The organism is Streptomyces sp. A1136, assembly GCF_004795055.1.
Classification (GTDB): domain Bacteria; phylum Actinomycetota; class Actinomycetes; order Streptomycetales; family Streptomycetaceae; genus Streptomyces.
On record NZ_SSBJ01000014.1, the window covers coordinates 1 to 12,167 of the forward strand.

The window sequence follows — 12,167 nt, forward strand, 5'->3', positions numbered from 1 at the left end:
CACAGTCCACACCGGCCGCGAAATACTCACGGTGCACATTGGCCACGATGTCCGGACGCGTCACGTTCAAGACCTCGTTACAGCCCTCCAACTGCTGGAAGTCCTCCATCGACGGGTCCTGCGCCTGAAGCATCGTCCCCATCGCCCCATCGGCGACCACCACCCGGGTGGCGAGCGCCTCCCGAAGGGCGTCGGCCCGCTCTCGCGCACTCCTCATCTCGGCCCCGGCAGGGCGGTCTCGATGCCCTGCGCCGCCGCAGGCCCGTACGTGGCGGCCAGCCGGGACAGGAGCGCCCCGCGGTCGAGCCCGTATTCCTGGGTCCCCACGCATTCCAGCGCGGTGGTGGCCAGGGCGCTGCCCAGGCGGGCGGCCTGCTCCGGGTCCAGCCCCCGGGCCGTCGCCGCGAGGAAACCCGCCCGGAAGGCGTCGCCGACGCCCGTCGGGTCCACCGCCGCCGGGCTAGGTACGGCGGGCACGTGCAGGGTTGCCGCGCCGGTGCGACGGATGTGCGAGCCGGCTTCGCCGAGCGTGCTGACCCACAGGCCGGTCCGGTCGAGGACCTGCGCTTCGGTCCAGCCGGTGCGCTCCTGCAGGAGTGCGGACTCGTATGCGTTCGTGAAGAGCCAGCGGGCACCATCGACGAGGGTGCGTACCTGGTCCCGGTCCAGGCGGGCGAGCTGCTGGGAGGGGTCCGCGGCGAAGGGGATGCCGAGGCGGCGGGCCTCACTGGTGTGGTTGAGCATCGCCTGGGGGTCGTTCGGCGAGACCAGGACCAGGTCGAGGCCCCCCACGCGCTGGGCGATCGGCTCCAGGGCGATGTTCCGTGCCTCCGCCATCGCACCGGCGTAGAAGGTCGCGATCTGGTTGTGGTCGGCGTCGGTGGTGCAGACGAAGCGGGCGGTGTGGTGGTCTGCCGAGACGTGCACCGCGTCGGTGTCGACTCCGTGTTCCTTGAGCCGGACCGCGTACTCCGCGAAGTCCGGGCCGACCGCACCGATCAGAACCGGGGCGAGGCCCAGCAGCCCCAGGCCGTACGCGATGTTCGCCGCCACTCCCCCTCGCCGGATGTCGAGACTGTCGGCGAGGAAGGAGAGGGAGACGTGGTCCAACCGGTCGGCCACGAGCTGGTCGGAGAACCGGCCGGGGAACACCATCAGGTGGTCCGTGGCGATGGACCCGGAAAGAGCGATGCGCATGGGTGTGTCTCGGCCTTCCTCGGTCAGATGCCGGCGGCGGTGCGCAGGGCGTCGGCGCGGTCGGTGCGTTCCCAGGTGAAGTCGGGGAGTTCGCGGCCGAAGTGGCCGTAGGCGGCGGTCTGTGCGTACACGGGCCGCAGCAGGTCCAGGTCGCGGATGATCGCGGCCGGGCGCAGGTCGAAGACTTCGCCGATGGCGCGCTCGATCCGGTCGGTGGGCACGGTGTGGGTGCCGAAGGTCTCCACGAACAGTCCTACCGGCTCGGCCTTGCCGATGGCGTACGCGACCTGCACCTCGCAGCGCGAGGCGAGACCGGCGGCGACCACGTTCTTCGCGACCCAGCGCATCGCGTACGCGGCCGAACGGTCGACCTTGGACGGGTCCTTGCCGGAGAACGCGCCGCCACCGTGACGGGCCATCCCGCCGTACGTGTCGATGATGATCTTGCGGCCGGTCAGGCCCGCGTCACCCATCGGACCACCGATCTCGAAACGACCGGTCGGGTTCACCAGGAGGCGATAGCCCTCGGTGTCCAGCTTGATCCCGTCCCGCGCCAACTGCCCGAGGACGTGCTCCACGACGAACTCGCGGATGTCCGGGGTCAGCAGGGACTCCAGGTCGATGTCGGCGGCGTGCTGTGAGGACACGACGACGGTGTCGAGGCGCACGGGCCTGTCCCCGTCGTACTCGATGGTGACCTGCGTCTTGCCGTCCGGGCGCAGGTACGGGACGACGCCGTCCTTGCGGACCTCCGTCAGGCGCCGCGAGAGCCGGTGGGCCAGGGCGATGGGCAGGGGCATCAGCTCGGGCGTCTCGTCGCAGGCATAGCCGAACATCAGGCCCTGGTCGCCGGCGCCCTGCTTGTCCAGCTCGTCCTCGTCGCCTTCGACGCGCTGCTCGTAGGCGGTGTCGACGCCCTGGGCGATGTCGGGCGACTGCGCGCCGATGGACACCGACACGCCACAGGAGGCGCCGTCGAAGCCCTTGGCGGAGGAGTCGTAGCCGATCTCCAGGATCTTGTCGCGGACGAGCTGCGCGATCGGCGCGTACGCCTTCGTCGTCACCTCGCCCGCGATGTGCACGAGACCGGTGGTGATCAGCGTCTCCACGGCGACGCGCGAGGTGGGGTCCTCGGTGAGGAGGGCGTCGAGGATCGTGTCGCTGATCTGGTCGGCGATCTTGTCGGGGTGACCCTCGGTCACGGACTCCGAGGTGAACAGACGGCGGGACATGGGGCTCCTGAGGGCGTTCGGGGACTGCGCATTCGCGGGCTGCGGGACGGGCTGGAGGATCGTCGAGTGGTGTGCTTGCGAGCTGCTAAAGGGATCCGGCCGGCGTGGGCCGGCGGGGCGCCGTCCAGGACCGGGGAGAGCGGTAGCCGCGGTCCAGGTCCCAGGCCGCCGCCGGAACGGGTGCCTGGACCGGCGTGCACGGGGCGGTGTACGCGCCGCGCGTACGCAGAACGGCGAGCAGCGCCAGGGTCGCCGCGACGATCTGCTGCTCCTGCGGCTCGCCGCGGACGAAGCGGAGCACGTGAGTCTGGTCTGCGGGCGTCATGCGGCCCAGGCCATGGCCGCGGGGCCGGGGTTGGCCCGGGTGGTGTCCGTCGCGCACCACAGTTCGGGCGCGTCCGCCAGCCCGTGCAGGACGCGCGCCAGGACCAGTGTCGCCAGGGTGCCGCGCGGCAGGCCGAGTCCGGGACCGCAGGACGTGCCGTCGGCCTCCAGCAGGCAGAGCACGCCCGCGGGGGCGGCTCCAGTGACGTCCGCGGCCAAGCGCTGCGCCAGCGCCTCCTCCTCGGCCGCGTCGGTGAGGTCCACGGTGCGGACGCCGACCTCCACACCACGTACGGCGAGTGCCTCCAGGGCGGCGGTGACGAACGGGTCCTCGGTGAACCCGGCCGGGACGAGCGCCAGCCAGCCGGCTCCCGTCGGCTCCGGCGGCCCGGCCGCGGGCCGCCAGTCCAGACTCCGGTGCTCCGACACTGCGCGCGCGGGTACGCCCAGCCAGTAGGGCTGCCGCTGGAAGGCGTACGTGGGGAGGTCCAGCGGCCCATGTCCGGGGTCGGCCGGGGCCTCGCCCAAGGTGTGCCAGTCGACGTGGGCGCCGTGCACGTACGCCCGGGCCAGTCCGGCCGCCACGTTCCCTCCGGGCGGGAGCAGTTCCACGAGGGTGACGTAGTCCTCGCATGTCTGCTGGTCGGAGGAGGGTCGGAAGAGGGCCCAGGACGGCTGTGCGGGGTCGGGCGTTTCGTCCAGGGCCGCGCAGCGAGCGGCGGCGTCCAACCCGAGGGCGCCGGCCGCGTGGACGGCCGCGGGCTCGTGCACCGGGTCGCCGACGAAGGCGTCGAGGCGTACGCCGAGGGCACGCCACATGCGGACGAGGGCGACGGTGAAGGCGAAGAGGGCGCAGCGGTCGGCGGCTTCGTCCTCCGGCTGCGGCTCAGCGGAGAGGAGCCGGTCCAGGACCGGGGCGTCGGTGTAGGGACGCAGGGCGTGCGCGCAGGCTTCCAGGTGACCGCGGAACTCCGTTGATTCCCCCGCGAGTCGGCGTGCCGACGCACGCCAGGGGCCCTGGGGGTCGGGCAGCACGTAGCCGATGCGCTCGTCGGTGACCTCACCCCGGACGACGTACGGGGAGTCCTCGCCGGCGGCGAGGGCGCGCAGGCCCGCTTCGAGGGCGGTCCGGTCGCTGCCCAGGACCACGGCGCGGTGGGACAGTGCGGCCCGGGTGGTGGAGAGCGCGTGGGTGAGGGCGGCCGGATCGGTGTCGGGGTGGGCGGCGGTGAATTCGAGGAGCCGTTCCGCCTGGGCGTGCAGGGCCTCGGGGCCGCGGGCGGAGACCGGCCAGGCGAGGGGGGCGGAGCCGAGCACGGCCGCGGGGGCGGAGGAGTCGTCCGGCGCCGGGACGGTGGGCGCCTCCTCGACGATGACGTGGGCGTTGGTGCCGCTGATGCCGAAGGAAGAGACGGCGGCCCGGCGCGGACGACCGGTCCGAGGCCACGCGACCTGCTCGGTGACCAGTTCCACGGCGCCCGCGTCCCACTCCACGTGCGGGGTCGGCTCGTCGACGTGCAGGGTCTTCGGGACGACGCCCGCCCGGAGGGCCATCACCATCTTGATGACGCCGCCGACGCCGGCGGCGGCCTGCGTGTGGCCCAAATTGGACTTCAGGGAGCCGAGCAGCAGCGGCCGTCCGTCCGGGCGGCCCTGCCCGTACGTCTCCAGCAGGGCCTGCGCCTCGATCGGGTCGCCGAGCCGGGTACCGGTGCCGTGCGCCTCGACCACGTCCACGTCTGCCGGGGTGAGCCCGGCCTGCGTGAGCGCCTGACGGATGACTTTCCGCTGGGCGCGGCCGCTGGGCGCGGTGAGCCCGTTGCTGGCTCCGTCCTGGTTGACGGCGGAGGACCGGATGACCGCGTGCACGCGGTGGCGGTTGCGCAGTGCGTCGGAGAGCCGTTCCAGGACGAGCACCCCCGCGCCCTCGCCCCAGCCCGTGCCGTCCGCCGCGGCGGCGAATGCCTTGCAGCGGCCGTCGGGAGCCATGCCGCGTTGGCGGGAGAACTCGACGAACACGCCGGGTGAGGCGAGCACGGTGACCCCGCCGGCCAGGGCCAGGTCGGTTTCGCCGGAACGCAGGGCCTGGCAGGCGGTGTGCAGGGCGACCAGGGAGGACGAGCAGGCGGTGTCGAGGGTGACGGCGGGGCCCTCCAGGCCCAGGGCGTAGGAGATCCGGCCTGACACCACGCTGGCCGTGGTGCCGGTGAGGAGGTGACCGTCGGCGCCGTCCCACGGCTGGTGCAGGCGCGGGCCGTACTCCTGGGCGATGGCGCCGATGTAGACGCCGGTGTTGCTGCCGCGGACGGTGAGCGGGTCGATGCCGGACCGCTCCAGCGCCTCCCAGGAGGTTTCCAGGAGCACCCTTTGCTGGGGGTCCATGGCGACGGCCTCGCGGGGCGAGATGCCGAAGAACTCGGCGTCGAAGCGGTCGGCGTCGTGCAGGAAGCCGCCTTCGTAGGCATACGACCGGCCGGGCCGGTCGGGGTCCGGGTCGTAGAGGTTCTCGATGTCCCAGCCCCGGTTGTCGGGCAGTTCCGTCAGGACGTCGCGGCCTTCGGCCACCAGGTCCCACAGCGCCTCGGGAGAGGTGGTGCCGCCGGGGTAGCGGCAGGCCATGCCGACGATGGCGACCGGCTCGGTGCGGCGGTCCTCCTGCTCCCGCAGTCGTCCCTTCACCTCGCGCAGCTCGGTCATCGCGCGGCGCAGGTACGCGCGCAGCTTCTCCTCGTTGCCCTCGTCGGCGGCGCCGATCTCGCGCTCGCCCGTGTTCTCGTTCCCCATGGGGATGCCGGCCTCCTCAGCCTCAGAAAAGATCGAGTTCGTCTTCGAGGGCCGCGAACAGCTCCTCGTCGGTCGCCGCCGCCAGGTCGTCCCGGGCGGGGACCGGGGCCTGCTGCTCCGTCGCCGGCTGCCGGTCCCAGCGCTGGAGCAGCTCGCGCAGCCGGTTGCCGATGTCCTGCCGGGCCGAGGCGTCCGGAGCGGCGGCGAGCAGGGTTTCGAACTCCGCCTCCAGTCGCCCCAGTCGGCCGTCGTCGGTGGCTTCCCCGGTCGCCGCGGCGCCGTCCGCCGGGGCCAGTTCGCCGTAGAGGTAGTCGGCGAGCGCCGCGGGGGTGGGGTGGTCGAAGACCAGCGTGGCGGGGAGCCTCAGGCCGGTCGCGGCCTTGAGCCGGTTGCGCAGTTCCACCGAGGTGAGCGAGTCCGAGCCGAGCTCCTTGAAGGCCCGGTTAGGCCCGATCGCGGCCGGCGAGGGTTCGCCGAGCACGACGGCCGCGTGCTCGCGGACGAGGTCCAGCAACATCCGGCGGCGCTCGGCCTCGGGCAGCGGCAGCAGCCTGTCGGCCGGCGCGACGGGCCCGGAGGCCCCTCCCGTGGCCTGGGCCCGGCGGCGTACCGGCGTACGGACCAGGCCCCGCAGCAGCGCCGGGATCTCGGCCCCGGCCCCGGTGAGGCCCGCGGTGTCCAGCCGTACGGGGGTGAGCGCCGGCCGGTCGCCGGCCAGGCCCGCGTCGAACAGGGCCAGCGCCTCCGGTGTGGGCATGGGGGCCACACCGGTGCGGGAGAGCCGGCGCAGGTCCTTGTCGTCCAGCGTGCCGGTCAGGGAGCTGGTCTGCTGCCACAGGCCCCAGGCGAGGGAGAGGGCGGGCAGGCCTTGGGCGCGCCGCTGCTGGGCAAGGGCGTCCAGGAAGGCGTTGGCCGCGGCGTAGTTGGCCTGTCCGGCCGTGCCGAGTGTGCCGGCCGCGGAGGAGAAGAGCACGAAGGCGGCGAGGTCCAGGTCGCGCGTCAGCTCGTGCAGGTGCCAGGCGGCGTCCGCCTTGGGGCGTAGTACGCGGTCCACCTGGTCCGCGGTCAGCTGTTCGACGGCGGTGTCGTCGAGGGTTCCGGCGGCGTGCACGACCGCGGTCAGCGGGTGCGCCGGTTCCACCGAGGCCAGGGCGGCTTCGAGTTCCGCCCGGTCCGACGCGTCACAGGCCGCGAGGGTCACGCGGGCGCCCAGCGCGCCGAGTTCTTCGGCGAGGGTCTGCGCGCCGGGGGCCTGGGCGCCCTGCCGGCTGGTCAGCAGCAGATGGCGTATGCCGTGCTGTTCCACCAAGTGCCGGGCGACGATCGCGCCGAGGGTGCCGGTGCCGCCGGTGACCAGGGCCGTCCCGTTCGGGTCCAGCGGCCGGGGGACGGTGAGGACCAGCTTGCCGGTGTGCCGGGCCTGGCTCATGTGCCGGAAGACGGCCGGCGCCTGGCGCAGGTCGCGGGCGGTGGCCGGCAGGGCCCGCAGGGTGCCGTCGGCGAACCGGGCCAGGACTTCGGCGAGCATCTCCCCGACCCGCTCGGGGGCGACGAGATTGAGGTCGTACGCGTGGTAGGAGACGCCGGGATGGTCCGCGGCGACCCGGTGCGGGTCCCTGATGTCGGTCTTGCCCATCTCGATGAGCCGCCCGGCGGGGGCGAGGAGGCGCAGTGAGGCGTCGACGAAGTCTCCGGCGAGGGAGCCGAGGACGATGTCCACGCCGCGGCCGTCGGTGGCCGCCCGGACGCGGTCCTCGAAGGCGAGGGTGCGGGAGTCGCAGATGTGCGCGTCGTCCAGCCCGTGGGAGCGCAGGGTCTCCCACTTGCCCCGGCTCGCTGTCGCGTACACCTCGGCGCCGAGGTGGCGGGCGAGCTGGACGGCCGCCATACCGACTCCGCCGGTCGCCGCGTGGATCAGGACGGTGTCGCCGGGGCGGATTCCGGCGAGGTCGACCAGCCCGTAGTAGGCGGTGAGGAAGGCGACGGGCACGGCCGCGGCCTCGGCGAAGGTCCAGCCCTCCGGGACGGGCGCGACGAGCCTGCTGTCGGCGACCGCGAGGGGCCCGAAGCCGTCGCGGACCAGGCCCAGGACCCGGTCGCCCGGGGCGAGGCCGGTGACGCCGGGCCCGGTCTCGACGACGACGCCGGCGGCCTCGTAGCCGAAGCGGTCCTCGTCCTCCTCGATCATGCCGAGGGCGAGGACGACATCGTGGAAGTTGAGCCCGGCGGCGCGGACGGCGATCCGGACCTGCCCGGGCCGCAGCGCGGCCGTCGCCTCGGGGGCGGGGGCGAGGGCCAGGTTCTCCAGGCTGCCCTTGCCTTCGGTGACCAGCCGCCAGGTGTCCGTCCCCGCCGGCGCCACCAGGCCCGTGACGGTATCGGCCGCGACCAGCCGGGGGACGAGGAACCGGCCTGCGCGCAAGGCGAGTTCAGGCTCGGTGCGCAGCAGCGGCGGGAGGGCGTTCAGGGCGGTATCCGGGTCCGTGCCGTCGAGGTCGAGCAGGGCGAAGCGGCCTGGGTGCTCGCGCTGGGCGGAGCGGATCAGGCCCCAGACGGCCGCGCCGGTCAGCGAGGCCGGCCGTTCGTGCGGGCCGGTGGCCACGGCCCGGTCGGTGACCAGGACCAGCGGGATGTCGGTGAGCCGGTCCTCCGCGAGCCAGGCGCGCAGCAGGGCGAGGACGGCGTCCAGTTCGGCACGGACCTCGTCGGTGGGCCGGTCGCCGGGCGTGAGCGCCGCGGTGGCGGCGACGGGCGCGAGAACGGCGGCGGGGGTACGGGGAGCGGCCCCGGCCAGGCTGTCCAGCAGGCCGGCGATGCTCTCGTGCGCCTCGTCGCCGCCCAGGCCGTGGCCGGTCCCGAGCAGCGCGAGCCGCTCGTCCGCGGCAGGGGCGGGGGGTTCCCCGAGCGGGCTCCAGTCGACGGCGTACAGCGAGCGCCGTACGTCGGCTCCGGCCCCGGTGAGGGCACCGGGGGGAAGCGCGCGCACGGTGAGCGCCTCGGCGGAGAGCACCGGGGCCCCCGCGGGGTCCCAGGCGGTCAGGCCGACGGTGTCCGACGCGTTACGGGTGAGCCGTACGCGCAGGGTCGTGGCTCCGGTGGCGTGCAGCCGTACTCCGGACCAGCCGAAGGGCAGCACCACCTGGCGGGTACCCTCGCCGTCCGGCCCCCGCACGATCAGCGGGTGCAGGGCGGCGTCGAGCAGCGCCGGGTGGAACGCGAACGCCCGGGTGTCGGCGTGCCCGTCGTCGCCGAGGGCGACCTCGCCGTAGAGGTCGTCTCCGATCTGCCAGGCCGCGGTGAGCCCGCGGAAGGCGGGGCCGTAGGCGTATCCGGCCTCCGCCAGCCGTTCGTACGCGCCCTCGACGGGCAGCGGTTCGGCGTCGCGCGGCGGCCAGGACGCGGGGGCGGCCGGCTCCGGGACGGCGGCGCCGGCGGCGAGGCGGCCACCCGCGTGGTAGGTCCAGCCGGTTTCCGGGGCGTCCTCGCGCAGGGCGTGGACGGACACCGCGCGTCGGCCTGCGGCGTCGGGTGCGGCGACGCCCACCTGGATTCGGACGCCGTGTTCGGCGGGCACGACCAGCGGGACGGCGAGGTCGAGTTCCTCGACGAGGTCGCAGCCGGTCCGGTCGCCCGCCGCGACGAGCAGTTCGAGCAGGGCGGTGCCGGGCAGCAGGACCGTGCCGAAGACTGCGTGGTCGGCCAGCCAGGGGTGGGTGTGCAGGGAGATCCGGCCGGTGAGCAGGGTGGTGCCGTCCTCGGCGGACTCGACGACGGCGCCGAGCAGGGGGTGGCCGAACGGTTCCAGGCCGAGACCGGCCGCGTCGGCCGCCTGCGCCGGCGCGTCGAGCCAATATGAGGTCCGCTGGAAGGCGTACGTCGGCAGCGGCGCGGGCAGGGCCGGTGCGGCCGGTGCGGCGAGCAGCGCCTGCCAGTCGAGCGGCAGGCCGTGGACGTGGGCCCGGGCCAGCGAGGTGGTGAGCCGGGCGGGGCCGCCTTCGTCACGGCGCAGGGTTTCGAGCACGACGGCGCTCAGGTCGTCCGCGTCCGCGATCTCCTGCACGGCGGAGGTCAGCAGCGGGTGCGGGGTGGGCTCGACGAACACCCGGAAACCGTCGGCGAAGAGGGCGCGCGTGGCGTCGGTGAAGCGGACGGTGCTGCGCAGGTTGCGGTACCAGTAGGCGGCGTCCAGCCCGGCGGTGTCGAGGACGGCGCCGGTAACGGTGGAGTAGAAGGGGATGCGGGAGGCGCGGGGCGCGACAGGAGCGAGGGCGGCGAGCAGTTCCGCCCGGACGGGCTCGACCTGGGCGACGTGCGAGGCGTAGTCGACGGGTATCCGGCGGCTCCGTACGCCGTCGGCGTCCCAGGCGGCGAGCAGGGTGTCGAGGGCGTCCGCCGGTCCGGCCACGACCGTCGAGGCGGGGCTGCTGACGGAGGCGATCTGGATCTGCCCGTCGGTGTCGGCGAGCAGCGACTCGACCTGGTCGGCGGGGAGCAGCACGGAGGCCATGGCGCCGGTACCGGAGAGCCGGTCGCGGCAGAGCAGGCTGCGCAGGGCGACGATCCGGGCCGCGTCGTCGAGGCTGAGGGCGCCGCAGACGTAGGCTGCGGCGATCTCGCCCTGGGACTGTCCGACGACGGCGGCCGGGCGGATGCCCGCGGCCTGCCATACGTCGGCCAGCGCGACCATCACCGCGAAGAGGGCGGGCTGGACCACGTCCACCCGGTCCAGCGGCGGGGCGGCGGCGTCCGCGCCGCGCAGCACGGCGGTGAGCGACCAGTCGATGTACGGGGCGAGGGCTGCATCGCACGCCTCGATGGAGGCCCGGAACACCGGTGAGGTGTCCAGGAGTTCGCGGGCCATGCCGGGCCACTGGGCGCCCTGGCCGGGGAAGACGAAGACGGGTCGACCGCCGGTCGCCTCGGCACGGAGCAGGTACGGCGAGTCCTGGCCCGCCGCCAGGGCGCGCAGCCCCACCTCCAGTTCGACCGGATCGGCGCCGATCGCCACGGCCCGGTGGGAGAGGGCCGCCCGGGTGGTGGTCAGGGCATGGGCGACGGCTGCGGGATCGGCCTCCGGGTGGGCGGTGGTGAAGTCCAGCAGGCGCTCCGCCTGGGCCCGCAGCGCGTCGTCGCCGCGGGCGGACAGGGGCCAGGCCGCGGGCGCACGGGTGAGCACCGGGGCCTCGGACCGGGTCCGGTCGAGCTCGGCGGGGGTGGCGGCGGCCTGCGGGTCCTCGGCCGGGGCCTGTTCGAGGATGACGTGGGCGTTGGTGCCGCTGATGCCGAAGGAGGAGACGGCGGCCCGGCGCGGGCGGCCGGTGTCCGGCCAGTCAACGGCCTCGGTGAGCAGCCGTACCGCGCCGGACTCCCAGTCGACGTGCGGCGTCGGCTCGTCGACGTGCAGGGTCTTGGGGGCCACCCCCTCGCGCAGCGCCATCACCGTCTTGATGACTCCGGCGACGCCGGCGGCGGCCTGCGTGTGGCCCAGGTTGGACTTCAGGGAGCCGAGCAGCAGCGGCCGTTCGGCGGGGCGGCCCTGCCCGTACGTCTCCAACAGGGCCTGCGCCTCGATCGGGTCGCCGAGCCGGGTGCCGGTGCCGTGTGCCTCGACCACGTCCACGTCCTGCGGGGTGAGACCGGCGTCGGAGAGGGCCTGGCGGACCACCCGCTCCTGGGAGGGGCCGTTGGGCGCGGTGAGGCCGTTGCTGGCACCGTCCTGGTTCACGGCCGAGCCGCGGATCACGGCCAGCACCTCGTGTCCGTTGCGCAGCGCGTCGGAGAGGCGTTCCAAGACGACCAGGCCGACGCCCTCGCCCCAGCTGGTGCCGTCGGCCCCTGCGGCGAATGCCTTGCTGCGGCCGTCGGGGGCGAGGCCGCGCTGCCGCGAGAACTCCAGGAAGATCGTCGGGGTCGGCATGATCGCCGCACCGCCGACCAGGGCGAGCCCGCACTCGCCGCGGCGCAGCGACTGGACGGCCATGTGCATGGTCACCAGGGAGGACGAGCAGGCGGTGTCCACGGTGACCGCCGGGCCTTCCAGGCCCAGGGTGTACGCGATCCGGCCGGAAGCCACGCTGGAGGAGCCGCCGGTGACGGCGTATCCCTCGTACTCTTCCGGGACGTGGCCCAGCCGGGCGGTGTAGTCGTGGTACATGAGCCCGACGAAGACCCCCGCGTCGGTGCCGCGCAGGCCGGTCGGGTCGATGCCGGCCCGCTCCAACGCCTCCCAGGAGGTCTCCAGCAGCAGCCGCTGCTGCGGGTCCATCGCCACCGCCTCGCGCGAGGAGATGCCGAAGAAGGCCGCGTCGAACTCGGTGGCGCCGTGCAGGAAGCCGCCTTCTCGGACGTACGACTTGCCGGCCTTGCCGGGCTCCGGGTCGTACAACCCGTCCACGTCCCAGCCGCGGTCGAGCGGGAAGCCGCCCATCGCGTCCGTGCCCGTGGCGACCAGCTGCCACAGGTCCTCCGGGGATTCCACACCACCCGGGAACCGGCACCCCATGCCCACCACGGCGATCGGCTCGTGGGCGCGCTCGTCGATCTCGCGCAGCCGCTGCCGGGTGGCGTGGAGGTCGGTGGTGACTTTCCTCAGGTAGTCGCGGAGCTTGTCCTCGTTAGCCATCCGACCCA

At 74.3% G+C, this 12,167-nt stretch carries 6 protein-coding genes; all 6 read right to left on the reverse strand.

Annotation, left to right across the window (positions count from 1 at the left end):
* Positions 1-217, reverse strand: a 217-nt coding sequence (locus tag E6R62_RS15485; RefSeq protein ID WP_136214009.1) for a homocysteine S-methyltransferase family protein, incomplete at its 3' end; no start/stop codon positions are given.
* Complete coding sequence (locus E6R62_RS15490) at positions 214-1,197, reverse strand: carbohydrate kinase family protein (protein WP_136214010.1); 984 nt, start codon at positions 1,195-1,197, stop codon at positions 214-216. The genes E6R62_RS15485 and E6R62_RS15490, both read right to left, overlap by 4 nt.
* Before the next feature lie 23 nt (positions 1,198-1,220).
* Positions 1,221-2,429, reverse strand: a complete 1,209-nt coding sequence (gene metK, locus E6R62_RS15495) for a methionine adenosyltransferase (protein ID WP_136214011.1) — start codon at positions 2,427-2,429, stop codon at positions 1,221-1,223.
* 85 nt (positions 2,430-2,514) lie between these two features.
* Positions 2,515-2,754 carry a hypothetical protein gene (locus E6R62_RS15500; protein ID WP_136214012.1) on the reverse strand — a complete coding sequence of 80 codons (240 nt, stop codon included), beginning with the start codon at positions 2,752-2,754 and terminating at the stop codon, positions 2,515-2,517.
* Positions 2,751-5,537 carry a type I polyketide synthase gene (locus E6R62_RS15505; protein ID WP_206308731.1) on the reverse strand — a complete coding sequence of 929 codons (2,787 nt, stop codon included), beginning with the start codon at positions 5,535-5,537 and terminating at the stop codon, positions 2,751-2,753. The genes E6R62_RS15500 and E6R62_RS15505 overlap by 4 nt, the downstream gene beginning before the upstream one ends.
* A 22-nt stretch (positions 5,538-5,559) precedes the next feature.
* On the reverse strand, positions 5,560-12,159 hold the full coding sequence (locus tag E6R62_RS15510; RefSeq protein WP_136214013.1) for a type I polyketide synthase: 6,600 nt from the start codon (positions 12,157-12,159) through the stop codon (positions 5,560-5,562).
* Positions 12,160-12,167 lie beyond the last annotated feature (8 nt).

Coding starts and splice junctions, on each gene's coding strand:
- E6R62_RS15500 (WP_136214012.1), bottom strand. CDS start 2,754: ATGACGCCCGCAGACCAGACTCACGTGCTCCGCTTCGTCCGCGGCGAG.
- metK (WP_136214011.1), bottom strand. CDS start 2,429: ATGTCCCGCCGTCTGTTCACCTCGGAGTCCGTGACCGAGGGTCACCCC.
- E6R62_RS15490 (WP_136214010.1), bottom strand. CDS start 1,197: ATGCGCATCGCTCTTTCCGGGTCCATCGCCACGGACCACCTGATGGTG.
- E6R62_RS15505 (WP_206308731.1), bottom strand. CDS start 5,537: ATGGGGAACGAGAACACGGGCGAGCGCGAGATCGGCGCCGCCGACGAG.
- E6R62_RS15510 (WP_136214013.1), bottom strand. CDS start 12,159: ATGGCTAACGAGGACAAGCTCCGCGACTACCTGAGGAAAGTCACCACC.